Consider the following 26,776-nt stretch of genomic DNA (forward strand, 5'->3'; position numbering starts at 1 on the left):
ATCGACCTGCAAGACCGCGCTCTTCCTACTACCGCGTTCTGTGTTGAACGAGATCTCAGTCTCCGAAGGAGTAGCCCATCAGGCGGATCTCACGAGCGCAGACCAGTTCGATGCGTTCCCGTGCGGCATCGTCCATCAATTCCGTGTAGGGCGACCGCTCGGGCCGAAATCCACTCTTTGCCTTGGGCAATTCGATGTCGTCCGGAAGGCCAATCGCATCGCGAAGATGTGCGAGTTCGGCCTCAAGGTTTTCGTATCGGGCGAGATGATCGAGCGCCATGTGTCCGTTGATCGTGTAGATCGGCCAGTTCGTCAGACGGCTTTCTCGACATTCGTGGATCCACGTGTTAAAGTTCGGCCGAGGCTCGTTCGTCTTGTAGTAATAGAAACTGACGGCCTTGTCGAACGGGTTACGCTCAAAGGAGAACGTGTAGTACGAATCCCAGATGCCAGGCTCGACGTGGTCCTGGATAAAATCCGCCGTACGGTGATTATAGAATTCTTTCCGACGTTGACGGAGCAACAGCGTCGCCCAGTCGAAGCGGTCGTAGTATTTCAGCGGAACGTAGAAATTCTGCGGTCCGCGGTAGCCCCGCTCCCGTCGCTTCGCCTCTCCCCGCTCATCGATTGGCGTGATGATGTCGTCCGGGCCGCAAAACTTTGACAGCGCTATCTCCAGGCTCGTACTGGCGGTCTTCCGGGTCTTCACGTAAATGAACCGGTGCTTGTGACTGATGATCATGCGGGAGGAAACGAACTGAAAGCAGAATACGAAAGGGGTCGTCAGCGTCGGGGAGAGACATTAAAGCGGCTTCGTCTGCCGGTGAAACCGGAGCGTGAGCCAGATCGATGCGGCGGTGAGACCTGCGACGAGCCCCCACCAGAGGCCCGGCGCGCCAAAGCCGAGATGCACGCCGAAAAGATACCCAAGGCTGAGGCCGATGCCCCAGTACGAAAAGAAGCCGATGATCATCGGTCCACGCGTATCCTTGAGGCCACGGAGAGCCTCCGCAGCGGCAATCTGAAGTCCGTCTACCACCTGGAAGACAGCCGCGATGCCGAGCAGTTGCACGGCAAGCGGTATCACGTGTGCATTCTTCGGTGCTCCGGTATCGAGATAGAGGGACACGATCCACTCGGGAACGGCCAGAAAAAACACCATCGAGATCGCCATAAACGCCGTCGCGACACTGATCGATGCGTAGCCGGCCCGACGCGTCGCAGCCCGATCCTTCCGTCCGGCTGCGTGACCGACGCGCACCTGACCAGCAATTCCGATTCCCATCGGCACCATAAACGTGAACGCGGCACACTGGATGGCGACCTGGTGCGCTGCGAGGGACGTCGCGCCGATGGTGCCGACCATGAGCGCCGTGATCATAAACAGTCCGGCTTCAATTCCCCGCGCGACGCCCATCGGCCATCCGATGTCGACCAGTTCATGGAGCGTCTCCGAATCCGGAACACGAATCTTCCCGAAGATCGTGTATTCGCGGAACGGACGTCGCGTGACGACGAGCAGGCTGAGCAGACCGAACATCGTCCAGAACACAATCGTGCTGGCGATCCCCGTGCCCACGAGTCCGAGTGCCGGAACCCCCAGTGCCCCGAACATCAGCACATAGTTGGCGCCCGCATTCAGACACGCGGCGAAAATAGTGATGAGCGTCACGGGCAGAGGTCGAGCGAGGCCCTCCACAAAGCTGCGCAATGCCATAAACCAGCACGCCGGGAGGAATGCCCACATGATGGCCCGCAGGTACGATGATGCTCCCTCAACGGCCACCTCGGACTGCCCCAACAGGTCAAGGATCGGCTCGATGTTCCACAGCAGCACCATGACGGGCGCGCTGAGGATGACGCCGAGCCAGAGTCCCTGTCGGACGCTGCGTTCGATCGTATCCGGCTCGCCCGCCCCCACCGCCTGTGACACCATCGGGCTGACCGCCTGCACCATGCCGGTGCAGAGAATCAGCAGAAAGAAAAACAAGGTATTGCCCAGTGCGACGCCCGCGAGCGCATCGGGGCCGAGCCGACCGACCATGACGGTGTCGACAAACCCCATCGACATCTGCCCCAGCTGAGCGGCTACGACCGGACCCGCCAGGCGCAGCGTCGGCGGAATTTCTGCCCAGAAGCGTTCCCAGGGCGAATCAGCTGCCGCCGATGCTCCGACGGTCTCCGCGGCGCCCGTGCGAGCATGAGCCGCGGAAGCCGGCGTTTCTTCAGGCTGCACGTCAGGCGAGGATCCAGACGTGGGTGCCGAGGATGTGTCGGTTGGATCGGACACGTATACGATGGGGCAGGGCATAAAAAAAATATCTCGTCGCAACGGGCACGTCCCGTGAGACGATCATAAGTTTGAGCGCCTCTGTGTACGTTCGTTCCAACCGTGCGTTCGGACCGTGCGGAAATCTCACGCGGCGACTGTACGGTGTCTATCGTGGCGCTGGCACGCATCCACGGTCGGGCATGTAGCGGCATAGAAGCAGTTGTAGCAAAAAATCACCGAATCGAGCGGCCCGACGTGCTGCAGGGATGCGCGCGCGTTGCCTTTCCGCCTGCGAACACTCATCTTGGGGCAACCGTTGTTCTGGAAGCGGGCAGTTGTATCTGCCAGCGCTTGCGTATTCCTCACCTTCCTATCCGGTCATGGCCGACGACACCTACCTGCTCGACTTCGAGAAACCGTTGTACGAGCTGGAACAGAAGCTCGCCGAGATGCGCGAGCTCAACAAGGACAATGCGGACGATCTCTCAAACGAGATCAGCGCGCTGGAAGAGCGCGTCGAACAACTCCGCACGTCGATCTACCGCAACCTGACGCGGTGGCAGCGTGTCCAAATTGCGCGGCATCCTCAGCGTCCGTACACGCTCGACCATATCGAAGCGCTCACCGAGGGCTTTGTCGAGCTTCACGGCGATAGAAAGTATGCTGATGACCGCGCTATTGTCGGTGGCATCGCTGAGTTCAAGGGAAGCCGCTTTGGCGGCACCGACCGCTCCGTGATGATCATGGGCCACCAGAAAGGCCGCGACACGAAGGAGCGCAAATTTCGGCGCTTCGGCATGCCCAACCCGGAGGGCTACCGCAAAGCCGCCCGCTTGATGGAAATGGCCGCCAAGTTCAACAAACCGGTCGTCACGCTGCTCGACACGCCCGGTGCGTATCCCGGCCTCGAGGCCGAAGAACGGGGCCAGGCTGAAGCCATCGCCCGCAACCTGCTGGAGATGGCACGCCTCCCGGTCCCGATCGTCGTCGTCATTATCGGGGAAGGAGCCTCTGGCGGAGCACTCGGCATCGGTGTCGGCGATCGCATTCTCATGCTTGAGAATTCCTGGTACTCGGTGATTGCCCCGGAAAGCTGCTCGCAGATTCTGTGGCGCTCCTGGGACTACAAGGAAGACGCAGCACGCGCATTGAAACTCACGGCCACCGATCTTCTCGACGTCGGAATCGTGGATGAGATCGTCGACGAACCTGTCGGCGGTGCGCATCGCTTCCCGAATCAAACGTTCGACAATACGGGCCGCGCGATCGCCCAGGCGCTGGAAACGCTCACGGCCCTCGACAAAGATACGCTTCTCGATCAGCGCATCGAGAAACTGGATGGCATCGGCGCCTACACGACGGAAGCAACGCCAGCGTAGTCGAGACGGTCTTTCTACCGCCACCTCTTTCTCCGGCATGTATACGTATCGGCACGAGCACCGCGTCCGATATCGGGAATGCGACCCGATGGGCGTTGTCTATCACACGCACTACCTCGACTACTTCGAGGCGGCGCGGACCGAAGCGTTACGCGATCTCGGCGTACGGTATCGCGACCTGGAGCACTCCGGAATCATCATGCCGGTCGTGTCGGCGAACGTGGAATATAAACGATCCGCGGAGTACGACGACGTGGTGATCGTGGAAGCACAGTTTCGGGAAATGCCAACGGTTCGGGTCCCCATCGACTACGTCGTCCGCCGCAGGGAAAACGACGACCTCCTCGCCACCGGCCACACGGATCTCTGCTTCATGGACGCCGAGCGTCGTCGCCCCGTCCGGATACCAGAAAATGTGCGCGACGCTTTTCTTCCGCACCTCCCCGATGCGACCTGACGTCCAGTATCCCGTCCACGTGCCGACCCGTTCGGTGGACTCACGGACGCTGACTCGGCTTCACCAGCGGTACGCCTCACATCCATTTCTTCTGCGAACCCGAACGCTTCGATGCAGCTTCCCTCCTATCTCAGCCCCGACGACCTGACCAATTTGATCCGACGCGCCATCCAGGAAGATGTCGGCCCCGGAGATGTCACGACGGAAGCTACGGTAAACTCTGACCAAACCGGCTCGGCATCCATTCGCGCCAAAGCCCCCGGCGTGATTGCCGGACTCGCGGTGGCAGAACGTGTCTTCGCCCACGTAGACCCGGCCATCCTGTGTCGCTGGCAGGTCGCCGATGGCACAGTCGTGGAACCGGGCGTGGAGATCGGTACGATCGAAGGGCCGGCCCGCGGTCTGCTCATCGCTGAGCGCCTCGCGCTGAACGTACTGCAGCGGATGAGCGGCATCGCGACCGCGACCCGACGGATGGTCGAAGCAGCATCTCCTCATACACCCGACATCCTAGACACGCGAAAGACGGTGCCCGGACTGCGGGGGCTGGACAAATGGGCCGTCAAACTCGGCGGAGGCACGAACCACCGCGTCGGCCTCTACGACCTGATCCTGATCAAGGACAATCACATTGCCGCAGCCGGCGGAATTCACGAGGCGCTAGATGCTGCAAAAGTGTACTGCGAAGCTAACGAACGAGAAGACCTCGACATCGAGATTGAAACGCGAACGCTCGAAGAGGTCAGCGCCGTCGTCGAGCATGGAGGAGCCAATATCATTCTCCTCGACAACATGGCTCAGGCACGCTCCGATGGCTCAGTCGATGTGGCGATGCTTGAAGAAGCCATCGCGATCGTGGACGGGACCTGCCGTACGGAAGCCTCCGGTAACGTGACTCGAGATACGGTGAACGCAATCGCGGCAACGGGTGTCGACGCCATTTCGTCTGGTGCGCTGACGCATTCCGTGACGGTACTGGACCTCTCGATGCAGATGACGGTCCGCTCGTAGCATTGCACGGGTCGATCGGTACGTATAGACCATGCTCGTAGACGGGGGCTTGCTCAGGACGACCCGCGACGAAGAGCATAGATGGTCCGAAAGTAGTCGTTCGCAATTCGGAGCCGAATCTGGCGGGCGTGTCCGCCGGATTTGAAGAGGAGACGTCGAACATCATCCCAGTTCACGACCTGTTCAGCGTCAGCAAAATCGCTGGACGCCCACTCAACGAAAGTAAGAATCGCCTCATCGTTCGCTTCCATCATGAGCGTAAAGCGATCTTCCGCCCAGCCAACCATAGCGAGTGCCTCTCCGAGCGAGATCGTGGGATTGTGCATCCCCGCACATAGCGCCATGCCTTTCAGAAGCACGGCCCATCGCTGATCCCACTGCTCTCGCGACAACCAGGCGGGAGACTTCGTCAGGTTCAATGGCCCGAGCACGATGCTAAGCACATCATCATCGGGGCGATCTAGCGAAAGACGCTGGAGCACATCCACCTCTTCCGGACTCAGGCGATCGTCCTCCGGGCGAAGCATAGACGCAATCGTGGCAACGGCATTGTCGAGTCTCTGCGTTTGATCCGTGCCATCCGTCGATGGGGGAGACGAGTCCTCGGCCAGCGAGAAGCGATGCATAGGACGTGAATACATGGGGGCGCAAAAGGGCGGTCGAACTCACTGTTCATCTCGCCCGAAATACTGCAACACTGCGGGCGTAGCGGCAATGGCCCGATCCACAAGACGGCTTCTTCCTCTACGGTCTGGCTCTCAAACTCGAAGAACAAAGCAGTCGCACGACCAAAACTCGTCAGACAAACAAAGCTTTTCAGACAAGCAAAGCTCGTCAGTAACGTGGGGGCCTTACCTCACCTTTATAGACGACACCTCAGCCGCACAGCCGACATCCAAAAGAAAAAAGTTGCTGGGGATCACAGAACCGTTAGATTTAGTCCCCATGAGCGCTTTCGGCAATGAAAAACGGTCGCCTCCATTTTGGAGACGACCGTCGCATTGATTTCCTGTCTGTCGGCTGAACACCTGCGCCACCGAAGCCGGTGTCCACTCACGAGCCGCGCGGGCCTTACGAGGTCGGCAGATTGGGCTTCCTGACGTTACTCCCCGCCTCGCCATCTCCCGAGGACTCCGTGACACCGTCTGTCACCGTCGCGTCGTCGTTTTCCTCGTCCTCGTCCCACTCTTCGATCGCTTTGATCACCGCCTCGACAATTTCGTCTTCGTCGACGGTGCCCACGATTTCACCGCGCTTGAAGAGGTGTGCACGACCGCGACCAAGAGAGACGCCAAGATCAGCCCCCGAGGCTTCCCCCGGTCCGTTGACGGCGCAGCCCATCAGCGCCACGTTCAGGTCCTTGTCGAAGTTCTGCGCCGCTACTGCTTCCTCGACTTCCTCGACGATGGTGAACAGGTCTCCGACGAGACGACCGCAGGTCGGGCAAGCGATGATGTTGACCCCAGGACGGCCGATGCCGAGCGACTTCAGGATGCGGTGACCCACCTTTACCTCCTCCACCGGATCCGTCGCCAGGCTCACTCTGATCGTGTCGCCAATCCCGTCCGCGAGAAGCGTACCGATTCCCACCGAGCTTTTGACCGTACCCGTCGCAAGCGAACCACTTTCCGTGACGCCGAGATGCAGCGGATAGTCCGTCCGCTCGGCGACCATGCGGTAGGCTTGGATCATGTAGAACACATCGCTGTGCTTCACCGAGATGACGATGTCCTCGAAGCCGTTCTTCTGGCAGATCTCGACATGGCGCATCGCGCTCTCGAACAGCGCCTCCGGCTTCGGATAGCCGTACTTGTCCATCAGGTCTTTCTCCAGCGACCCGGAGTTCACGCCAATCCGAATCGGAATGCCCTTCTCCTTCGCGGCCAGAAGGACCTCCCGCTCCCATTCCGGCTTGCCAATGTTACCCGGGTTGATGCGCACCTTCGCGATGCCGGCCTCAATGGCCTTGAGCGCGTACTGGTGGTTGAAGTGGATGTCGGCCACGATCGGGACGCGGCTACCCTGGACGATATCCTTCAGGGCGTCGGCATCCTCCGGCCGGGGCACGGCGACACGAACGACGTCCGCACCGGCATCTGCCAGTCGGTGAATCTCCTCCAGGCAGGTCTCCACCTCGTGGGTTTTCGAAACGGTCATGCTCTGCACGGAGATCGGGGCGTTACCACCAATCTGTACATCGCCGACCTGAACGGGGCGGGACTCGCGACGGGGGCGTTCCATGGTACAAACGGTCAATCGATGAGGGCGAAGGGAGCGCTCGGGGCGTTCATCGTCTGCTGTACGGCTCCTCTACAGAAAGGCTCCCGAGCAGGTATAGTGATTTGGTAAAGGAAGACAGGAAAGGACGACACCGTGACACGCAGACGGGTGTTTGGTGTGGACCGCAACCTGAAGGATCGCAATGCACGTACGCCGGAATCGATTCACCTGGTCGTTAGTCCTGAGACGCCTCGTACAGGATTCGTTTCTCTTCCTCCGTGAGCGCGTCATATCCTTGCTCGCTGATCTTCTCCAGAATCCGATCGACCTCGTCTTCTTTCGAAGAGGTGGTGGTTTTCGACGACCCCGACGACGAACTCGCCGAGCGCGAGGATACAGGGGACGTCGACCCCGAGTCCGGATCCGGATTCGGATTTCCTCCCAGCCAGACTTCCAGACGACCGAGAAGACCGAGCGATTCCCCCTTCTTGGATCCGCGCCGCCCGCGCTTCTTCTTCGATCCGCCACCAAAGATGCGGGTCCAGCCCGTCAGATTCATCCCACCGCGCTCAGCTTTTGCGAATAGATATCCGCTCAACGCGCCACCCCAGTGTGCGGTTAGAGCGACGGAGTTGCTTCCCAGGTTGATCAAAACATCAATGACAAGGAAGCCGATAACGACCCAGATGAGACGCACAACGCCGATAAAGAGCAGCGCGATCTGCTTATAAGGATACAGAATGGCGACCGCCATAAGTACACCCAGCACGGATGCGGACGCTCCCACAATCGGGATGTTCGGATTCCCGAAAATGCCTAGCGGCATCAGGAGAAGAGATACGAGTCCCCCGCCTATTCCCGCAAGGATGTAAACCGTCCACATCCGATCCGAGCCATGCATCTCCTCGTACTCGCGTCCGATCCAGAACAACCACAGCATGTTGAACGCGATATGCAACAACCCGCCGAAACCAGCGCTCGTGTGCATAAAGTTGTACGTAATCAACTGCCACGGCTCCAGAAGGATGTCTGGAAATGTGGCGTGCAGCGCAAAGTGGTCGACGATAAACGCTAATCCGCCCGGCCATAGCACGCGCAGGAATTGCGCCAGCACATAGACGGTGACGTTGATCGCGAGAATCACGCGCAGCGCCGGAGGCTGGCGGTAATACCAGGACTGAAGCTGATTCACGACGGTAGGGTCTTGTGTATCGTCCGTCCGCGGTGGTGCAGCCGGAGGCATCGAAAACAGGTGCCTCGGCAGATCAATCGGTGTGATCGTGTACCCCGCAGACGAGAGAAGGTTTTTCTGGACGCCGGACGTACGGCTCAAATCGGGCGCGCCACAGGAAGATGACGGTCATGCCTGTATTCTCGTTACAGCGCAAACGACAATGTGTTGACGTGGCGTCGAGAACACGCGCTGCGGATCGAAACGTGTCGGTTTGACTTCACTGTACGGAGGCGAGAAATAAATTTCGCCCGGTGAAGTTCAGATCGTCACCACGAGAACGGCGAAACGCAGCGACACGTGCTGGTTCAATACATCCAGTTAATCTCCACTACCTTCGCACCCGTATAGGTGATTCCGACAATTGTATGTGACAGCGTCACGATGTCGTGTTTTATGCCGGTTCGGCCACCCGCCGGGCCGATGCATGCGCCATGCTGCCCACCGGGGCCTGTGCTCGAGCCCCTCCCGTTCCACGGCGCAGGACACGCCGGGCCTCGTCTCGGCCAGAAGAAGTGAGCCGAAGCCGCTCGTCCTCTACCGTTAGCCAGTCGCGCTCATCTGCATAGTCAACGGTCTTTTCCGCCGCGTCTGCCGTCCATCCGAAGTGCTCTTGCAGGTGGCGGGACCTATTCTCGATCGCCTCCTCCGGCGTGTCCTCGTGATGGAACAGGTGAACCAGCAGCATCTGCGCCGCGAACACCCATTTCTGCCGTCTTCTGCGTCGCCACGAGGCAACGATGCCGCGCTCCGGCGAAAACAGGAACGTGAGACCGAAGGCGACGCCGATGCAGCCCGCCATGGAGCCGGCGATCGATACGTCCAGCACGTGAGCGACCCAGTATCCGGCGATAGCACATGCTGCACCGATCCCCACACTTCCGCCGAGCATCACCGGCAGCCGATCCGTCAAGAGGTAGGCTGCGGCGGGAGGACCGACGAACATCGCGACGACGAGAATGGAGCCGACGACGTCGAACGCCGCGACCGCCGTCATGGAGACGACGCTCATCAGTCCGTAGTGCAGCAGTCCGGGCGCGAGTCCGAGCGCCGCGGCAAGTGCCGGGTCGAAGGTCGAACATTTGAGTTCCTTGTAGAACGCCCCGATGAAGGCGGCCGACAGCAAGAAGACGCCGCCGGACACGTACAACCCGCGCGGCCCGACATCGGCCCCGAATAGCATCATGCGATCGAAGGGAGCAAATGCCAGTTCGCCGAGCAAAACAACATCTGCATCGAGGTGCACGTCGCCCGCAAAGCGGCTGATGAGGACCACGCCGATGCTGAAGAGCGCGGGAAAGACGAGCCCGATCGCGGCATCCTCCTTTACGAGCTTGGTGTCGCGTATGACCTCGACGAGAAAGACCGTGAGAACGCCCGTCGCGGCCGCGGCGATCACCAGGAAGGGCGAGCTCAGGTTTTCCGTCAGAAAAAAGCCGACAACGATGCCGGGAAGGATCGCGTGACTGATCGCATCCGTCATCATCCCCATCTTACGGAGAATCAGAAACGATCCCGGAAGAGCGCAGGCAGCGGCCGTCATCACGGCCACAAGTTGAATGTCGAACTGTGCGGAGGTCATGCTGAGTGCAACCAGTTACCGGTGTACGAAAGCGCCACGACCAGGTCTTCAGAAGCAAATACTGCGTGTTTGTTAAATCCAGTTGGGCTCGCGAGGCTACACCCTTTGCCTACGTCGATACCAGCGGAAAACGAGTCCGCGGTGCGGCGCGAGGAGCATCGAGACGGCAACGATCACCGTAGCGCAGAGGACGATGGTCGGCCCGGTGGGTAGGTTTGCCGTTGCGCTGCTGAGGAGTGCACCCGCAACCCCTGCCATGGCGCCGAATGCCGTGGACAGCCCCATCATTACGCCGAGGCGGTCGGTCCACTGGCGTGCGGCGGCCGCGGGAGCAACGATCATCGCGCTCATCAGGACGACACCAACGGCCTGAAGCCCAATCACGATGGCAATCACGGTAAGCGTGGTGAGCCCGACGTCAATCGCCCTCATCGGGAAGCCCAGACTCTTGCCGAACGCCTCGTCGAAAGCCAGCAACTTGAACTCCTTCCAAAACAGCCCGACGCCCGCGAGAGCAACGGCGCCAAGCCCGGCCATCGTAATCACATCCGACGTAATGAGCGCCGCGGCCTGTCCGAAGAGAAACGTATCGAGTCCCGCTTGTCCCGCATCTGGCTGTCCCTGAATGTACGTCAGAAGTACCAGGCCAATGCCGAAGAAGACGGACAGGACGAGCGCGAGGGCGCCGTCGTATTTCACGCGCGAACGGCGAACGATCGCCATGACCGCGAGGGTAGCGAGCCAGCCCGTCCCGGCCGCGCCTGCCATCAGCACGAGCGGAAGCTTGGACTGGGTGACAAGATAGGCGACCGCAATCCCCGGCAGTGCGGCATGCGACATAGCGTCCCCGATGAGACTCTGCCCCCGGAGAACGGCGTAGACCCCGAGCGCACCACTCACGGCGCCCAGGGTGGCTGCCCCCATCGCTACGGTTCGAAGCGTGTAATCTAACATCGTTTGGGTTCAGAGTTCACGGTTCAGGGTTCAGGGTTCAGGGTTCATAACCTGTTTGGCGGATTAGTCGCTAAGAAGTACGTACCGCCATTCATGTATATTGTATACCGGAGATCAACGAAGCCTGGTGTGGCGAGCGTCGCAGGGACCGACCATCGAGAGGTCCGTACGTTTGGATCGCCTAAGGCTGTCCGCCAAACAGGTTTTTAGAGTTCAGGGTTCAGGGTTGTGCTTCTTCATTGACGGTGTGGCCTCGGTAGGTTCGCTGGATGGTCTCTTCGGTGAACACCTCGCTGACCTTTCCGGCGGCGACGCAACGCACATTCAACAGCATAACGGCGTCAAAATATTCTTCGATCGTCTGCAGGTCGTGGTGGACGACGAGAACCGTTGTGCCATTCTCTCGGAGTTCGCGAAGCAGGTCGATCACCGTCCGCTCGGTCGTTGCGTCAACGCCCTGAAGCGGTTCGTCCATGAAGTACAGATCCGCCTCCTGAACCAGAGCGCGTGCGAGAAAGACACGTTGCTGCTGCCCGCCCGAGAGCTGGCTGATTTGCCGATCCGCGAAGTCGAGCATGCCCACACGATCGAGCGCCTCGCGTGCCTGTTCACGCTCCTTCGCGCCGGGTCGCCGAAACCACCCGAGCTGACCGTACAGTCCCATCATAACGACGTCGAGCGCGCTGGTCGGAAAGTCCCAATCCACCGTTCCCCGCTGCGGAACGTAACCAACCCGGTCGCGGACCTCGTCGTACGGCTCGCCAAACATCCGTACTTCACCTGCAGCAGCATCGACCAACCCCAGCAGCGCCTTGATGAACGTGGTTTTGCCGGCACCGTTTGGCCCGACAATAGCCATCAACGTCCCTTCAGGAACGGTCAGATCAATATCCCAGAGCACCGGTTGCTCGCGATACGCAACCGTGAGATCGCGGACGGTAAGTGCGGGCGTTTTGGACATGCTTGACCGGAAGTCAGAGGAAAATACGGGCCGTAGGCACGTGGTTTAGGGAGCAAGCGTATCGGCTGGAACGGGCGAAAGGGCCGTCGTCACGGTTTTCACGTTGCTTCGGAGCATCCCGGTGTAGCTCTCAGCCGGTGTACCCGGGCTTCCGAGTGCGTCCCCGTACAGCGTTCCCCCGATTGCCACGTCGAACCCTTTAGCCCGAACCGCCTCCCGTACAGCCTCGATTCCCCGGCGCGGGATGCTCGACTCGACGAAGATCGCCGGGATCTCTCGCTCGGCGACGAAGGTAGCCAGGTTCTGCACGTCGGCCGTGCCCGCCTCGGATGCCGTGCTGATCCCCTGGAGACCACGCACCTCGAAGCCATAAGCTCGACCGAAATACCGAAACGCATCGTGGGAGGTGATCAGCACGCGCTTGTCTTCCTGCACCCGCTGGATCATGGACTTCAGTTCTACATCGAGCTGATTCAGAGTGTCGGCATACGCTGCAGCCCGATTGCGGTAGTATTGCGCTCGTGCTGTATCGATCGCGGCCAGTTCGTTGGATACGTGTCGAGCCGCGCGAGCCCATAGCTGGGCGTCCATCCAGACGTGCGGATCGAAGTTGCCGGCGTAATCGGGCGACGAGAGCAGAAGCGAATCGGGCATGGCCTCTCGTGCGACAGCCGTCGTCGGCTGGCCACGCTGCTTCATCTCTGCGAACACGTCCGTCATCTTGCCCTCCAGGTCCAGCCCGTTGTACACGATGAGATCCGCGCTGGCCATGGCCGTCACATCTCCCTCACTGGCCTTGTACAGATGAGGATCGACGCCAGGCCCCATGAGCCCCTCGACGGAGACGCTATCCCCTCCGACACTCCGGACCAGGTCCGCGAGAATACTAGTGGTCGCCACCACGCGAGGGTTGTCATTTTCCGACCTCTCGCCGTCTACACACCCGGTCCAGAGAAAAACAGAGACGATGACCATCATCACAACACGGAAAAGCGATGACGGCAATCGGAGCAGACCACTCATACGGAAGGAGACCAATCTTAACAGGAGGTAAACGAGCGGGACAGAATAGCACGACGTAAGAGCCCCATGTTTTAGCCCTGTCTAAAAATAGTGTTTCACACAGCGAAACGTTGGTGCCGTTTATGCCCTGCGTGCAACCAAGGACCACTCTCCGGACACGTTGCCGCATCAGGTTCTCGCACATGCGCAGATGAACGCACCAGAATAAGAGATTGCAAAGCGTTCACGAAACGGGAAATATTTGGGGGATGGGGCGTCATACTACGCGACACTTGCGCGGTTAAATCCTATTTGGCGGATGGATCGCGAAACGTAACCGTGACCGTTCATGTCTATTGGCAGGCCCGATGGTGATCCCTTGGCACGGACGCAGTAGAAACCGTGCGCGAAGTCAACGAGACCTAGTCATGTGAAGACACCGAGGGCCGACCGTCGGAAGGTCCGTCCTTCGGGATGACCGAAGGCTGTCCGCCAAACACGTTTTTAACGTCACCTCTCCGCACGTATGCGTGTCGGAGGATTTGCCCTATCCTCTATCGACGTAATTCCATCGAGCTATGAGTTACGAAGTCCAGGATTTCCAGACCGATGTCATCGACGCCAGTTACGACCAGCCGGTCCTGGTCGACTTCTGGGCTCCCTGGTGTGGCCCATGCCGCCAGCTCGGCCCGGCGCTCGAAGACCTCGCCGACGAAGCCGATTCGTGGTCCCTCGTCAAGGTGAACACGGACGACAATCCATCCGAGTCTCGGAAATACGGGGTCCGAGGCATTCCAAACGTGAAGCTATTCGTTGATGGGACCGTAGAAGCAGAGTTTACCGGGGCTCTCCCCCGGCACGCCATTCAGAAGTGGCTGGACGAACATCTTCCCAACGAAACGACCGCACGCATTCGTGAAGCGCGGCAGGCGCTCGAATCTGGTGACGAAGAGAAGGCTGTTCGTCTGTTGGAGGATGTCGTTGACCAGAACGGCGACCACCCCGAGGCAAAAGTGGTGATGGCGCGGGCCCTGATCTTCGAGGATCCGGAACGCGCCAAGACACTCGCTGACGCGGCCGATGTCGCCGACCCGACGCTCCGACAGACCCGCGAGGCGGTCCAAATGGTCGCGCGCCTCGTCCACCTTGCCGACGCCCCCGACGATCTCCCAGACGATCCCGCACGCGAGGCGTATTTGAAGGGTGCTCGCGCCCTCGCCGATAAACAATTTGACACGGCCGTCCAGCACCTCATTGAGGCGGTCCAGGTCAATCGTCACTTCGATGACGACGGTCCGCGGCGTGCGTGCATTGCGCTATTTACGCTACTCGGACCGCAACACGCGGTCACGCAGAAACACCGACGCAGATTCGACATGGCGCTCTATTAGGGTGCCCCCGGAAAGAGACATCCACTCGTTGCTTCGTCTTCTGCCATCGATGCTGTCCGATGGGCGGTGACTACTCTTCGATCGCGCCACCACAGCCGCTCCCCGCACCGGCTGTGCAGCCGTAGCAGTGTCGCGCCGTTCGGATGCTGTGCTGCTTCCAGTCCTCGAGATTAAAGTCGTCGACGTGGGGCCGAACGCCGTCGGGCAGGTCCATCGTCATCTCGAGTTGCTGGTTGAAATCGCAGTCGTACAGCGTGCCGTCCCACGCCACGGACAGCGTATTGCGGCACATGAGTCCAGCAATCGTGCCCGGGTTAAATGCGTTCACCAGCCGCTGCATGTAGGCTTCCGTCTGCCCTTTCTCCAGAAGCCACTCGAGGTAGCGCGACATCGGCATGTTGTTCAGCGCGAGCAGGCGATCGAAGGTCACGTCGTGGTTGCGGTCGAGCGCCTCCTTCCACTCTCGTTCGAGCGATGCCTGATTTCCTGCCAGAAACGCGCCAACAGGATTCGTAACGAGTGTGAGCAACCGGTCGGGATCGCCCTGTCCATAACCAGCCTCGTTCAAGGCGTGAAGGGCTTTGATGGACTTCCGGTACGTTCCCGACCCTCGCTGGGCATCGGTGTTGAACTCCCGATAATGCGGCAGCGAGCAAACGACCTCAACGTTCCGCTCGGCAAACCACTCGGGGAGGTGCTGATACGGTCGCGTGGTGAGGATCGTCAGGTTGCAACGGTCGATCACGTGGAGCCCGCGGTCCACACACGCCTGGACGAGATACTCGAAGTGCGGATTGAGCTCGGGCGCCCCTCCTGTCAGGTCGACGGTATGCGCCCCCGATCGGTCGATTGCCCGGAGGCAGGCATCGACGGTTTCACGATCCATGTTCTCCTCCGTTCGGTCGGGCCCGGAGTCCACGTGGCAATGCCGGCACGTCATGTTGCACAGCTTGCCGAGATTGATTTGAAAGATCTCGAGCTCGGACGGCTGCAGATTTTCCCATCCGGATGCCTCGAGATCCGCGTCGAAATCGCCGGTTCCGGTCGGCCCACCCTTCACTTCAACAGCATTGAGCGCTCGGAACTGCGCCTCCGGGCTGGAGAGCGGCTCACGCCGGTAGCGCAGACTGGTCGTCGGTCGAGGCCCATCGACCCGCTCGGTGTGACCATCTCCAACAATGACATCCAGCGGAATGAAAGCGTTCTCAGACATACAGTAACGAAGCGAAAATCGCGCAGGTAGAGAGAAATGGAAAAACGTAGGACTACATCATTTTCTCCTTGACCTGATCGAGCATCTGAACGCCGTGGACGAGGGACGCACCGCCGCGGATGGCCGTGGCCACGTGCACCGCCTCTGTCATCTGTTCGAGATCGGCCCCTTTCTCGAGGCAATCATCGGTGTACGCATCGATGCAGTAGGGGCACTGCACCGTATGGGAAACGGCAAGCGCAATCAGCGCTTTCTCTCGCGCTGTCAGAGCACCATCTTCGAAAACCGAGCCGTAGTACTCGAAAAACTTTTTGGCCAACTCAGGGCTTCCTTCCTCAATCTCACCAAATCGCGGAAGATGGTCGGGCTTGTAATACGAATCAGACATAGATCGGGTGTTGGAGACGTTGGAGGTGCGAGGGCAATGAGTCTGTAGCAGGAGAGTCGCCGACGTTACACGGGCGAACCTGCTGAACCTGCAAAGGCAACATACCGTCTTCGCGCGCCGGTGTCCAGTTCAGTTTGTGACCGACTGGTGCTCACAGCCGAATCGGAAACCTACAGGTGGAGTGCGAACGGTTCGAGCTTCAGACAAGCACTCGGACCGTCTATCCTTGCGCTTTTTCTTCCGACGTGGTTGGTGCGGCGGGTACATCGCTGGTCGCCTCCCCGTCGCCGTGGACGTGCGTGTCGCTAGCGTACTGCAGGTCGTGGAGCTTGCGGTAGAGTCCGTCCATCGCTAGCAACTCGTGGTGCGTGCCACGCTCGCGGACTTCGCCCTTGTGCAGAACGAGGATCTTGTCGGCGTCCTGCACGGTGGAGAGACGATGCGCGATGGCGAGGGTCGTCCGCCCCTCGGTCAGCCGCTCGAGGGCCTCCTGAATGAGCTCCTCCGTCTCCGTATCGACACTCGACGTTGCCTCGTCGAGCACCATCACTTCCGGATCGTAGATGAGAGCCCGGACGAAGGCGAGCAGCTGCCGCTGACCGTGCGAAAGGGAAGCGCCTCGCTCCTTCACGTCCTGCTGATAGTTCTGAGGAAGCTTTTGAATAAAGTCATCGGCACGAACGATCTCCGCCGCGCGGTGCATCATCTCGTCGGTCACCTCTGAATCGTTGAGCGTCAGATTTCGCTCAATGGAACCGCTGAACAGGAAGACGTCCTGCGGAATCAGCCCAATGTGGCGACGAAGATCCTTCAGCGATAGATCGCGGATGTCTACCCCGTCGATGGTGATGCGACCCCGCTGCGCTTCGTAGAACCGAAGCAGGATGTTCATGATCGTGGATTTTCCGGCCCCCGTCGCTCCGACCAAGGCAAGCGTTTCGCCCGGCTCAACCCGAAACGACACGTCGCGCAGCACCCAGTCGGGCTCTCCGTCATGTTCTTCGTACGCAAACCACACATTCTCAAATTCAATCGCGCCTCGAATCTCATCAAGCTGGACCGGGTCATCGGGGTCGTTCAGGCTCTGATCGTCGTCCAACAGATTGAAGATTCGCTCGGCCCCGGCCATCGCACTCTGCAGCGTGTCGAACTGGTTTGACAGATCGCGAATCGGCTCGAAGAACATTCGCGCGTACTGAATGAACGCGAACAGAACCCCCAATGTGAGCGCACTCCCCGCAATGGCGCGCAGGCCGCCGAACCAGAGCACACCGGCGATGGCGAGGTTAGAGATAATTTGAATGGAGGGCCAGAAGATCGCATAGTAGAAGATCGTCTGGATCCACGCAGCCCGATGCTCATTGTTGATAGCTTCGAATCGCTGCATCTCCTCGTCCTCGCGGTTGAAGAGTTGCACGATCGACATGCCGGTCACGTGCTCCTGGATGAAGGAATTGAGCCGGGAGACCTGATTGCGGGCTTCGCGATACTGCACGCGAACGTGCCGACGGAACCAGAACGTGATCCACACCATCAGCGGCATGACGCACAGCGTCACGAGTGCCAGCACCCAGTTCATGTAGAACATGAGCGCGGCGATGAACACGATGCGGAGGAGGTCGCCGATGACCACGACGAGTCCCGACGACAGCACATTGCTAAGCGCCTCAACGTCGCTGGTCGTACGCGTGATTAGCTTCCCGACCGGTGTCCGATCGAAAAACTTCAGTGGCTGGTTCTGGATGTGCCGAAAAACCGCCGTGCGCAGATCATAAATCGCATTCTGCCCGATATACTGCGTCAGGTAGTTCTCCCCGAACTTCAGTATCCCCTCACCGACAAGCGCTAGAACGAGCAAGAGGATGATGGTCTGCAACCCCTCCAGGTCGCCGACGACGATGTAATTATCGATCGCTTGCTGAACCAGAAGCGGACGAATCGGCCCGAGGAAGGACGCCGCGAGGGTTATCGTCAGCGCAAGAACGACCCAACCCTTGTATGGCTTGAGATAATCCGCAATGCGCCGAATGAGGCGTCCGTCGAACTTGAATCCGTCGTCCTTGGGCTCTTCATCCGCATACGGATTAACGTCTTCAACGTCTTCTGAAGATTCGACATCGTCAGAATCGATATCGCTCGGACCCGTGCTGGTCCGTTTCGTTTGATCGTTGGAATGTGACGAGTCGGATGGAGCCAAGGGAATTGCAGGACAAACCGGGGGACGCGGCAGGGAGGGCAAGAATCAATGCCAGATAGGGACAACTCACAGCAACCGCTCCATGTTGCGTGCGGCGCGGGTGACCCTACGTTCGTTTCCGGTTGATTACGGAATGAGCGATCTGCACTATCGTGCAGGTTTCGGCGTTTGGACGTTGGAACGTTCTCTTCCCCAGAAGATGCGCGCGAATCACAATTCGAAATTCGCAATACCCAATCCTTAATTCCCTGCCCACTTCTCCCGCGGGTCGAGCATGTATCGTTTTAGTTCGATCGCCGCCTCCGTATGGGGAAACACGTCCCGCGCATCGGCCACCAGTTGATCGGCGCTTTCGTAGCGTGCGCTGATGTGCGTCAGGAGAAGCCGGCGAGCCTTCGCGTCCCGCGCTACCTCGGCGGCCTCCCTGGCGGTTGAGTGCCCGGTCTCTACGGCTTGCTCCTGGAGTTCGTGCGCGAACGTGGCGTCGTGAATGACAAGGTCGACGTCGCGGCTCAACTGCCGGCTGCCCGCACACGGGCGGGTATCCGTACAGTAGGCGAAGGAAATACCCGGACGCTCCGGCCCGACGACCTGCTCCGGCTCGACGACGTGTCCATCCGACATTGTGACACGTTCGCCTTTATGCAACCGCCCGAAGTCGCGGGGATCGGTGACACCCAGTTCTCGCGCACGCTCCGGGTGGAAGCGACCGCGTCGGGGCTTCTCTTCTAGCCGGTAACCGACCGTCGGAATACGATGCTGGAGAGGACGCGCGGTGACGACAAATTCGTCGGTTTCGTAAACCACGGCGCCATCAACGGTCGACGCGGGATCCAGCTCCATCACGCTCAATCCATATGGCATCTCCTGCTCGGACACGCCCGCCGCGGCAGAAAGAAACCGGTTCAATCCCTCGGGGCCGATGACCGTGATGGGCTCGTGCCGGTGCAACTGACCAATCGTCGCGGCCAGCCCCGGTAATCCGTAGATGTGATCCCCATGCAAGTGGGTGATAAAAATGGCGTCCACACGTGCACGGTTGAGACCGGCGTGCAGAAGCCGATACTGCGCTCCCTCTCCACAATCGAACAGCAGCATTCGCCCCTTTCGCTCCACCGCAACGGCTGACAGGTGTCGATCCCGAATGGGCACAGCCCCCGCGGTCCCAAGAGGAATCACCGTCGTCTGCATTTGTGGGGGTTGGGGTTTGGAGTGTGAGGTGCGGGGGGTGTGGGTGAACGGGGGAGCGGGCGGAAGGACGAATAGGCTAGACCGCAATTCTTAAAGCAGGTCGACACGGTCGTGCCACGCTCACACCGTCCTGCCGAACTCTGAACTTTGAACACTGAACTCTGAACACTGAACTCTGAACTCTTAACCGTATGCTTCGATTTCTTCTTCGAGTAGCTGCTTCCTGTACAGATCGGCATAGACCCCGTCCTGCTCCATGAGCTCGTCGTGGGTGCCCCGCTCGGCGATCCGCCCCTCGTCCATCACTAGTATCAGGTCGGCCTCCTGGACTGCACTTAATCGATGACTGACGATGATGAGCGTGTGGCTTCCCTGGCGATCGCGCAACGATCGAAGAATGTTGCGCTCCGTCGCTGTATCGACAGCCGAAAGGGCGTCATCAAAGATCAAGATTCGGGGATCGCGGATGAGCGCTCGAGCGATCGAGGTCCGCTGCTTTTGTCCACCCGACAGCGTGATCCCTCGCTCCCCGACGAAGGTGTCGAAGCCGTTCGGAAAGTCGTCCACGTTGGCGAGAAGATCGGCTTCGCTAGCGGCTCGCTCAATCTCGTCCCCGTCCGCATCAAGCTTGCCAAACGCGATATTGTTGGCGACGGTATCACTGAACAGGAAGACATCCTGCGGGACGTAGCCGATGTTCGTTCGGAGCGTCTCCAGTGGAATGGAGCGGACATCGTGCCCGTCCACCTCGACCTGGCCTTCCGTTGGTTCGAGAAGGCGCGGAATCATTTCCACAAGTGTACTCTTTCCCGCCCCCGTGCGTCCGACAATCGCCAGGGTCTCATCCGGTTTCAGGTCGAAGCTGACGTTTTTCAGCGCCGGCTCCTGCTCGGCTTCGTAGGAAAACGACACGTCGCGGAAGGTAATCCGGCCGTCGATTTCCTGAATGCTCTCGTCCGTCTGCATTCCGTCGGCGATGTCGGGATCTGCATCCATGATTTTGTGCAGCCGGCTCACGGATGCCGATGCACGCTGGATCATCGTGATCACGAACCCAAGTGAGGCGACGGGCCAGGTCATCATGCTCACATAGAGAACGTACTCCACAATATTTCCAATCGTGATCGTGCCCTGCGCGACCAGCCGTCCGCCCATCCAGACGACAATGATCGTGGAAATTCCGACCATCAGCAGAAAGACCGGACGCCAGGCCGATTCGACGAGCGCGAGGTCAAGATTCCGACGCTTGTACTCTTCGCTCTCCGAACTGAATGCTTCCGATTCCGCATCCTCACGCGTATACGCCTTCAACACGCGGATTCCAGCCAACGCCTCCTGTACCCGACTCGTGACAGTGGAATACTGCTCCTGCAATCGGTCGCTGCGCCAGTGCACCATGCGTGCCATGAAAAAGACGGAGACCGCGAGCAGCGGCATCGGAATCAGCGCGTACAGCGTCAGCTTCGGTGAGATGATAAACATGACCGAGATCGCGGTGAGCACCATCACGAGCGACCGCGTCACGTACATAATGGCCGGCCCAATGTAGCGCCGCACCTTCTCGATATCGTCGGTTGCTCGCGTAATGACATCTCCCGTCGAATACTCCTGGTAGAACCGGGGCGACAGCTTCTGCAGGTGCCGGTAGAGGGAATTCCTGAGGTCGTACTCGATGTGGCGAGATGCGACGACGACGGTTTGCCGCATCAAGAACATGAACAACCCGCTGATCACGGACAGCCCAATAATTGTGATCGCGAAAAGGAGCAGGGTGCCGAACAGATAGCTATAGATCATCGGCTGCCCGGCGGTCCCTTCGAACACACCGTGCACCTGAACGAAGCGCGGAATCGAGTCGATCGTCTGTCGAACGACGCTCGGGACACTAATCTGAAAGCCCGCGGACGCCATTGTGCACAGCAACCCCGGAATAAAGAGCCATTTGTACGTCCAAAAGTAGTGATTCAGGCGGGAGAGCGGTCCCATGGGGCTTACGATTCGTTAAAAAAACCACGGCCGGAAGGTACTGCCGTGTAAACTGCTCTGCTGCTACGAAGGGCACAATTTGCTGATCCAAACGCGCCCCGCCAAACCTGAATCGTAACGTTCGAAAAACTGGTTCAACGTTCAGCGTTCAACGTTCAGAGTTCAACGTTCAGGGCTAGCTACCGGGCCGTATAATTTCAAACCGGGATGTCTTCGTATGTCAGTGAGAAGCGGACCTCATGCGTCTCCGACATGACCGGTACCGTCGAACGTGGCGCACTCTCACACTCTCATACCCACATACGCCCGTACATTTCGGAGCAACCACGCCTGGGAATGCTAAAATGACACACGCTCTAACGAAAGAGGCCGGAAGGGAAAGTTCAGAGTTCGCAGCACCGGATCGTGTCGCCCCCCTACCTCCCTTTCTGCCATCCCTCAAACCTCATACCCCAAACCTCATACCTCAAACCTCACGAACTTACAGCCGTCGCGGCGTCGGCGTAGGATTGCAGGGCGATGTCTTTGCCGGATTGCTCGGAGACCACATGCACCAGTTCGACGTGCTGCCCCCCGATCCATCGCGCGAGAGCCATCATGATTTCCGCCCCGGCGGACGGGTTGCGCTTGATGATATTCTTCAGGTCGGGCCGGAAGAACCCGAGAACCCGCGCCTCCGTCAGCGTTTCTGCCGTCTCCAGACGCTCGAAATCGCCGAGAATCGATAGCACTCCGAACGCCTCCCCGGGGCGCAGGTCGCGAAGCATCTTTGCGACGCCCGGCTCTGCCTCGGATCGGAGCTGAATGCGTCCCTGCTCGATCACATACAACCCGAGCCCGGGATCTCCCTCGTAGTACAGCACCTCACCTCTGCGATACGAACGCCGATGCATCGCCTCGGCGAGTGCGTACAGCGCGCCCGTCGAACAGTGTTCAAACGCTGGCACCTGCTGCACGAGATCAACGATTTCCTGCGTCCGTGCATCAATCCGGCGACGGAAGAGGCGTCGCATCACGCGACCACTCGCGCGGACGAGATTTCGGAACGTCGACATGTTCAGGGGCAAATAGGTGAAGGAAAGCAAAACCGATCCTCGACGGTGAGACGACGAGTCGTCGGACGTGTTGCCATATGGGACTCGCGATACGCCATTTCATATCGTGAGCAGGAGTCTATCCACGCCGTCCCTTCGGCCATAAAAGGTCCACGTTCGCCGTCCGTGCTAAAACGTATGACCGATCCCGAAGTGAAGCACGCGTGCTTCCGGCGCGCCAAAGCTTCTGCGGAGTACATCATCTTCTGCGGGCGACGGATCGTGGATCTTCCACGCGTAGTCCAGGCGTGCAACAAGGTAATCCCACATGATACGAATGCCAATTCCGGAGCCCACGCCGATCTCCCCGACCGCGTCGGGCAGTCGGAAGCGGCCGTCGGTTCCCGGTCGGTTGGCATCGCCGTCAAGTCCAGGATTCCGCGGCCCGAACCACACATTTCCGGCATCCACGAACGTTGCAAGTCCCCAGTTCCCGCCCAATATGTTGCGTAGTACCACGGTTCGGAGCTCGGCGCTCGTCTCGAACTTGACGTCTCCGCCGAGAATGTTTGCAATGTCTCCGGATGACGCTCCGTCGCTGTCGCCTGTGGTCAGGGATGCGCCACCCGGACCGAGTGCACGCAGCTCCCAACCCCGAACGCTGGTTGCACCGCCACTGAAGAAGCGCCGGTCAAACGGGACACGATTGGGCCGGGCGATGGGTAATGCGACGCCTCCAAAAACCTTGTACGCGAACGTCGTTCCGCGACTCAGCGGATGATACTGTCGAATGTCGAGCGTCGCTCGTGCGTACGGTCGATAAATCAGGCGCCCACCCTGCACGCCATCCGCGGCATCCGAGGCCGTGCCGTCACTGCTCGAGCCGAACAACCCCGGCAAGCTGTACTCGATTCGTCCGGGCGAAAATGCAAATTCGTCGAGCGCAAGCGGGATCAGGTTGCCAATTTCTGCGGACGCCTCGTACACGTGACCTTGATCGCGACGCAGCGGATTTGCCGTCGCCGAGCGCAGCGTGTAGCGGAACGCGGTGTTCACCTGCGGCTGCGTATAATCTTCCAGAATCTGCGTCCGTTGGACGGGATCGGTGATGCCACCGCCGCCATCGGGATCACCGAATACACGGCGTAGAAATCGCTCTTCAAACTGCGGCAAGGCGTCCGGATTGCTAAGACTCACGTCCAGCACGTCGACCAGCGAGATCAGTGTCGGCGTATGCTCCATCTCCAGTCTCATCCGCGCACTTCCACGCCCCCGAATAAGCAAGCCCAGATCATTTCGCCGGGCGGTCAGGAAACTGAGGGAAAGACGCGTCCGGGCATTCCGAAGGTTGTATACGGACTCGAAAAAGCGAAACGGGCGAAGCAGATACGGCAGTGTCAGCGATGTCGTCGCCTCGAACTGAGCGGACGTTACGATGGTGGAGTCCAGCCCAGTCGCAATCGAGCCTGACGTGTTAGCCCGAAACGTCTCACCACCCCCAAACGCATTCACGTTTTCGTATGTGAGGCCGACGCCCACCCCGAATTCATTCTGAATCGTCGTCGTCGTCGGATCGCCTGTCGGGTCACGCTGCAGCACAAACGTCTCCGCTCTCACGCGATGACGATTGCGCGTCTGCGCGTCGATGCGTAGCGGAAGGAACGGATCCTCGATCCCCGGAACGTGCACCGTATCGCTGAAGACCGTGCTGATGTTGGTGAAAGCGAAGACGCCCGTTCCCTCGAGACGCCGCTTCGTCGCGAGCACTTTCGAGCGGTCGTACACAGCTCCAGGTTTGTATTGGAGTGCGCGGCGAACGATGCCGGTCCCAACCCGACCATCCTCTCGTACTTCGACGATAACCGGAGCAACCGTCTTCCCCGCCTCCGTGGTTTCCACGTCCAGCGTATCGGTTTCTGGAGCGGCTTCCGGCTCCGTGCCTTCGATTCGCACAGTCAGTCGACCAAATCGATACCGTTCACCCGGTCGCACCCGGAACGTGACGTCGAAGCTATCCGGTTTCGGCTGATAGACAATCGCCCGGATGCTATCCCGAGAGATAGCTGCGTATCCCTGATTGCGGAGATACGTAAGCAGTCGCCCACGCTCCTCCAGCAGACGCGGCTTCGAGTATCGGGTATCATCCGCCTCGTAGACGAGCAGCGAGTCACCGGAGACGGCTTCTGGTTCGATGACGGACTCCTCCACGAGACGCCGCTTTTGCTCATCGTTTAGCATATCGAGGCCATCATACCGGACAGTGCGAATGTACGTGGGCTGTCCGGGACGTACCCGGAAGATGACACGTACGCGATCCTCCCACTCGGTGTCGATCACCTCGACGGCTATCGCTGCATCACGGAATCCCTGCTGCTCGTAAAACAGCCGAAGCCGTTCGACATCGTCGCTCAGCGCCGTCGAATCCAGGACGGCTGGCGGCTCTCCACTCGCTTTTAAAGCTCGACCCACACGCTTCCCGAGCACCCCGGAGTCGCCCAACTGATAAATCCACCTCCACCACGTCAGGCCAGGGATGCTCAAAATTCGACGATTGGGCTCCGTACGAATCCGGCGTTTTAGCTCGCTGTCGGAAAAGAACGTGTTGCCGGTTATCGATACACTCCGTACAACCGCTTCCTCTCCGTCCTCCTCCTGCGGCGCGTCCTGTGCTAAGGAAGAGGTCATACCTGCCCCAATCATCACTAGCGTCACGAACACAACCCGAAAGAAAAAGCCCGGGCGATGTGTAAGGTGACAAAGCAAATCAGACGGGTACATACGCTGAGAGCAGGAAATAATGACCGCTCGTTCGAGAGCAGAAACACGAACGAGGCGGTGTGATCAGGACGTGTGTGTGTTCGCGTCAAGCAACGAAGGGTTCCTATAAAACGTCTTTGGCCCGCCATTCGTGCCGTCCTGGAAAACGAACCCCCGTGAAGATCGCTATGGGTAATAAAAAAACGTCCCGACCGTGGCCGAGACGTTTACGTAAAGCGTGTACGTCGAATGTATCGATCAGCCGCCAGAGCTGAGCGAGAAGCCAGACGAGGTCTCTTTATCGCTCTTCTCTGCGCTCGCGAACCGATTTTGGTACTGCTGTGTGCGCTCGACGAGTTGGTAGAAATTCTGTGGCGACATGTCGGGGACAAAAAAGTCGATCGGATCAAGCGTCCGCCCTTTGTCGTCGCGAACTTCGTAGTGCAGATGTGGCCCGGTGGAGCGCCCGGTATTGCCGCTGTAGCCAATGCGCTGACCGCGCTCGACTTTGACGCCGCGTTGAATGTCGTCTTCGATCTCCGAGAGGTGAGCGTAACGCGTAATGTAACCTGCGGTCTTGTGGTGCACGTCCACGTAATTACCGTAGGTCGGGCTATACTGAGCGCGTCGGATCACACCGTTTCCGGTGGTTACGATCGGTGTGCCGGTACGAACGAGGAAGTCGACGCCGGCGTGCATCTTACGCACCTTCAAGATCGGGTGGTGACGCATGCCATAGCCCGAAACGATCGGGCCATTGGTTGGCCGAATAGCCGGCAGTTCGAGAAGGCGCTGATCGCGGCGCTCGGCGAATTGCGTCAGTTCGCGGTAACTCGCGCCCTGAAGGCTAACCTGCCGCTCCAGCTGGTCGAGGGTTGAAGCGGTCTCACGAAGCAGCTCCGCCGTATGCGTTCCAAATCGGTCGAACTCGCTGTGTGCATCGGTACCACCGACGCCGACCTTACGGACGTCTTCGGAGATCGGCTCGATCTGAAGCAGGGTTCGGTAGAGTTTTCGATCCTTCTCCGACAGCCGGCTGAGTTCCTTCGAAAGCGCCGACATCTGCGTGCTCACGCGAGATAGCTGTTGCTCCAGCACCTCATTTTCCGAGCGCAGCGCCTGCTCCTCTGGGGTCCGGATCATGTGGAGATCCATCATCCACGCCGCCAAAACAGCCAGGACGAGAGCCAGCCCGACGACAACACCAACCTTTCGCAGCACATCACGCCGGTCCTCCTCAACCTCGACAAACGAGCAGGTTTCCGGATCGTAACGGTAGTGTGTATTCTGCTTCATAGAAAGAAGGAAACGTTCAGTAGCGTGGACACGATGCCACATGCAGTGAGACGTACAGCCGTCGCTCGGCACGGTAAACGTGCGCTTACGTTGACGCAGGCTCAAGGGGACGCGGAGCCATGCACAAGGTAGGAATCACCTATCGTCGTCAAAAAACGTACGACCGATCATCCAAAAGCGTAGGGTGCGACCGTAGAATGATTGCTGTCGCGCACGCCACAGGCGTGGAAAACATGCGCTGCAACATGCACCCG

21 protein-coding genes are annotated in these 26,776 nt (G+C 59.4%); 4 read left to right on the forward strand and 17 right to left on the reverse strand.

Translation table 11 applies throughout. The annotated features are described in order from the left end of the window. Window positions 1–55: 55 nt before the first annotated feature. A complete protein-coding gene (locus CRI94_RS08760; protein WP_098075325.1) occupies window positions 56–742 on the reverse strand; it encodes a sulfotransferase family 2 domain-containing protein in 687 nt (228 codons plus the stop codon). A gap of 60 nt (window positions 743–802) precedes the next feature. Then, the gene (locus CRI94_RS08765; RefSeq protein WP_245846137.1) at window positions 803–2,290 is read right to left on the reverse strand and encodes an MATE family efflux transporter; all 1,488 of its coding nucleotides are present in this window, start codon (window positions 2,288–2,290) and stop codon (window positions 803–805) included. A gap of 362 nt (window positions 2,291–2,652) precedes the next feature. On the opposite strand from CRI94_RS08765, the gene CRI94_RS08770 reads away from it, so the two are divergent. The 3 genes from CRI94_RS08770 (at window position 2,653) to nadC (ending at window position 5,119) form a co-directional block, all read left to right on the forward strand. Continuing rightward, complete coding sequence (locus tag CRI94_RS08770) at window positions 2,653–3,651, forward strand: acetyl-CoA carboxylase carboxyltransferase subunit alpha (RefSeq protein WP_098075327.1); 999 nt, start codon at window positions 2,653–2,655, stop codon at window positions 3,649–3,651. A gap of 37 nt (window positions 3,652–3,688) precedes the next feature. Beyond that, on the forward strand, window positions 3,689–4,108 hold the full coding sequence (locus tag CRI94_RS08775) for an acyl-CoA thioesterase (protein WP_098075328.1): 420 nt from the start codon (window positions 3,689–3,691) through the stop codon (window positions 4,106–4,108). 111 nt (window positions 4,109–4,219) lie between these two features. After that, on the forward strand, window positions 4,220–5,119 hold the full coding sequence (gene nadC / locus CRI94_RS08780; RefSeq protein WP_098075329.1) for a carboxylating nicotinate-nucleotide diphosphorylase: 900 nt from the start codon (window positions 4,220–4,222) through the stop codon (window positions 5,117–5,119). A 53-nt stretch (window positions 5,120–5,172) separates the two neighbouring features. Here the strand turns inward: nadC and casB are convergent, their stop codons facing one another. From casB to CRI94_RS08815, 7 genes are all read right to left on the reverse strand, one after another. After that, window positions 5,173–5,760, reverse strand: a complete 588-nt coding sequence (gene casB / locus CRI94_RS08785) for a type I-E CRISPR-associated protein Cse2/CasB (protein ID WP_143815348.1) — start codon at window positions 5,758–5,760, stop codon at window positions 5,173–5,175. Between the two features lie 430 nt (window positions 5,761–6,190). Continuing rightward, window positions 6,191–7,360 (reverse strand): flavodoxin-dependent (E)-4-hydroxy-3-methylbut-2-enyl-diphosphate synthase, encoded by a 1,170-nt coding sequence (gene ispG / locus CRI94_RS08790; RefSeq protein ID WP_098075331.1) that lies wholly within the window; start codon window positions 7,358–7,360, stop codon window positions 6,191–6,193. A 214-nt stretch (window positions 7,361–7,574) separates the two neighbouring features. Further along, window positions 7,575–8,672 carry a rhomboid family protein gene (locus tag CRI94_RS08795; RefSeq protein WP_245846138.1) on the reverse strand — a complete coding sequence of 366 codons (1,098 nt, stop codon included), beginning with the start codon at window positions 8,670–8,672 and terminating at the stop codon, window positions 7,575–7,577. A 292-nt stretch (window positions 8,673–8,964) separates the two neighbouring features. Beyond that, on the reverse strand, window positions 8,965–10,152 hold the full coding sequence (locus CRI94_RS08800) for a metal ABC transporter permease (RefSeq protein ID WP_098075332.1): 1,188 nt from the start codon (window positions 10,150–10,152) through the stop codon (window positions 8,965–8,967). 96 nt (window positions 10,153–10,248) lie between these two features. Continuing rightward, window positions 10,249–11,106, reverse strand: a complete 858-nt coding sequence (locus tag CRI94_RS08805) for a metal ABC transporter permease (RefSeq protein WP_098075333.1) — start codon at window positions 11,104–11,106, stop codon at window positions 10,249–10,251. A gap of 220 nt (window positions 11,107–11,326) precedes the next feature. Then, entirely contained in the window at window positions 11,327–12,067 is a 741-nt protein-coding gene (locus tag CRI94_RS08810; RefSeq protein WP_098075334.1) for a metal ABC transporter ATP-binding protein, read from the reverse strand. 45 nt (window positions 12,068–12,112) lie between these two features. Next, on the reverse strand, window positions 12,113–13,090 hold the full coding sequence (locus tag CRI94_RS08815) for a metal ABC transporter solute-binding protein, Zn/Mn family (protein ID WP_098075335.1): 978 nt from the start codon (window positions 13,088–13,090) through the stop codon (window positions 12,113–12,115). Window positions 13,091–13,647: 557 nt separating this feature from the next. Between CRI94_RS08815 and CRI94_RS08820 the strand changes: the two genes are divergently transcribed. Then, window positions 13,648–14,460: a tetratricopeptide repeat protein gene (locus CRI94_RS08820; protein ID WP_098075336.1), complete on the forward strand. Its 813-nt coding sequence runs from the start codon at window positions 13,648–13,650 to the stop codon at window positions 14,458–14,460. A gap of 70 nt (window positions 14,461–14,530) precedes the next feature. On the opposite strand, the gene arsS is transcribed toward CRI94_RS08820, so the two are convergent. From arsS to CRI94_RS08860, 8 genes are all read right to left on the reverse strand, one after another. Beyond that, window positions 14,531–15,673, reverse strand: coding sequence for an arsenosugar biosynthesis radical SAM (seleno)protein ArsS (gene arsS / locus CRI94_RS08825; protein ID WP_098075337.1), 1,143 nt, complete (start codon window positions 15,671–15,673; stop codon window positions 14,531–14,533). A gap of 52 nt (window positions 15,674–15,725) precedes the next feature. Continuing rightward, window positions 15,726–16,061 carry an arsenosugar biosynthesis-associated peroxidase-like protein gene (locus CRI94_RS08830; RefSeq protein ID WP_098075338.1) on the reverse strand — a complete coding sequence of 112 codons (336 nt, stop codon included), beginning with the start codon at window positions 16,059–16,061 and terminating at the stop codon, window positions 15,726–15,728. Between the two features lie 220 nt (window positions 16,062–16,281). Then, a complete protein-coding gene (locus CRI94_RS08835; protein WP_342751892.1) occupies window positions 16,282–18,090 on the reverse strand; it encodes an ABC transporter ATP-binding protein in 1,809 nt (602 codons plus the stop codon). Window positions 18,091–18,498: 408 nt separating this feature from the next. Then, complete coding sequence (locus CRI94_RS08840; protein WP_098075339.1) at window positions 18,499–19,449, reverse strand: ribonuclease Z; 951 nt, start codon at window positions 19,447–19,449, stop codon at window positions 18,499–18,501. 183 nt (window positions 19,450–19,632) lie between these two features. Beyond that, complete coding sequence (locus CRI94_RS08845) at window positions 19,633–21,435, reverse strand: ABC transporter ATP-binding protein (protein ID WP_098075340.1); 1,803 nt, start codon at window positions 21,433–21,435, stop codon at window positions 19,633–19,635. Between the two features lie 473 nt (window positions 21,436–21,908). Continuing rightward, a complete protein-coding gene (locus tag CRI94_RS08850; RefSeq protein WP_098075341.1) occupies window positions 21,909–22,490 on the reverse strand; it encodes a cyclic nucleotide-binding domain-containing protein in 582 nt (193 codons plus the stop codon). A 168-nt stretch (window positions 22,491–22,658) separates the two neighbouring features. Then, window positions 22,659–25,154 carry a BamA/TamA family outer membrane protein gene (locus CRI94_RS08855; protein WP_179862226.1) on the reverse strand — a complete coding sequence of 832 codons (2,496 nt, stop codon included), beginning with the start codon at window positions 25,152–25,154 and terminating at the stop codon, window positions 22,659–22,661. 330 nt (window positions 25,155–25,484) lie between these two features. Next, the gene (locus tag CRI94_RS08860; RefSeq protein ID WP_098075343.1) at window positions 25,485–26,522 is read right to left on the reverse strand and encodes a M23 family metallopeptidase; all 1,038 of its coding nucleotides are present in this window, start codon (window positions 26,520–26,522) and stop codon (window positions 25,485–25,487) included. Window positions 26,523–26,776: the final 254 nt, after the last annotated feature.

Source organism: Longibacter salinarum (assembly GCF_002554795.1).
In the GTDB taxonomy this organism is placed as follows: domain Bacteria; phylum Bacteroidota; class Rhodothermia; order Rhodothermales; family Salinibacteraceae; genus Longibacter; species Longibacter salinarum.

What these genes read in the sequence shown, in the direction of transcription:
- CRI94_RS08760 (WP_098075325.1), bottom strand. Translation starts at nt 742, where the DNA reads ATGATCATCAGTCACAAGCACCGGTTCATTTACGTGAAGACCCGGAAG.
- CRI94_RS08770 (WP_098075327.1), top strand. Translation starts at nt 2,653, where the DNA reads ATGGCCGACGACACCTACCTGCTCGACTTCGAGAAACCGTTGTACGAG.
- CRI94_RS08775 (WP_098075328.1), top strand. Translation starts at nt 3,689, where the DNA reads ATGTATACGTATCGGCACGAGCACCGCGTCCGATATCGGGAATGCGAC.
- nadC (WP_098075329.1), top strand. Translation starts at nt 4,220, where the DNA reads ATGCAGCTTCCCTCCTATCTCAGCCCCGACGACCTGACCAATTTGATC.
- casB (WP_143815348.1), bottom strand. Translation starts at nt 5,760, where the DNA reads ATGTATTCACGTCCTATGCATCGCTTCTCGCTGGCCGAGGACTCGTCT.
- ispG (WP_098075331.1), bottom strand. Translation starts at nt 7,360, where the DNA reads ATGGAACGCCCCCGTCGCGAGTCCCGCCCCGTTCAGGTCGGCGATGTA.
- CRI94_RS08800 (WP_098075332.1), bottom strand. Translation starts at nt 10,152, where the DNA reads ATGACCTCCGCACAGTTCGACATTCAACTTGTGGCCGTGATGACGGCC.
- CRI94_RS08805 (WP_098075333.1), bottom strand. Translation starts at nt 11,106, where the DNA reads ATGTTAGATTACACGCTTCGAACCGTAGCGATGGGGGCAGCCACCCTG.
- CRI94_RS08810 (WP_098075334.1), bottom strand. Translation starts at nt 12,067, where the DNA reads ATGTCCAAAACGCCCGCACTTACCGTCCGCGATCTCACGGTTGCGTAT.
- CRI94_RS08815 (WP_098075335.1), bottom strand. Translation starts at nt 13,090, where the DNA reads ATGAGTGGTCTGCTCCGATTGCCGTCATCGCTTTTCCGTGTTGTGATG.
- CRI94_RS08820 (WP_098075336.1), top strand. Translation starts at nt 13,648, where the DNA reads ATGAGTTACGAAGTCCAGGATTTCCAGACCGATGTCATCGACGCCAGT.
- arsS (WP_098075337.1), bottom strand. Translation starts at nt 15,673, where the DNA reads ATGTCTGAGAACGCTTTCATTCCGCTGGATGTCATTGTTGGAGATGGT.
- CRI94_RS08830 (WP_098075338.1), bottom strand. Translation starts at nt 16,061, where the DNA reads ATGTCTGATTCGTATTACAAGCCCGACCATCTTCCGCGATTTGGTGAG.
- CRI94_RS08840 (WP_098075339.1), bottom strand. Translation starts at nt 19,449, where the DNA reads ATGCAGACGACGGTGATTCCTCTTGGGACCGCGGGGGCTGTGCCCATT.
- CRI94_RS08845 (WP_098075340.1), bottom strand. Translation starts at nt 21,435, where the DNA reads ATGGGACCGCTCTCCCGCCTGAATCACTACTTTTGGACGTACAAATGG.
- CRI94_RS08850 (WP_098075341.1), bottom strand. Translation starts at nt 22,490, where the DNA reads ATGTCGACGTTCCGAAATCTCGTCCGCGCGAGTGGTCGCGTGATGCGA.
- CRI94_RS08855 (WP_179862226.1), bottom strand. Translation starts at nt 25,154, where the DNA reads ATGACCTCTTCCTTAGCACAGGACGCGCCGCAGGAGGAGGACGGAGAG.
- CRI94_RS08860 (WP_098075343.1), bottom strand. Translation starts at nt 26,522, where the DNA reads ATGAAGCAGAATACACACTACCGTTACGATCCGGAAACCTGCTCGTTT.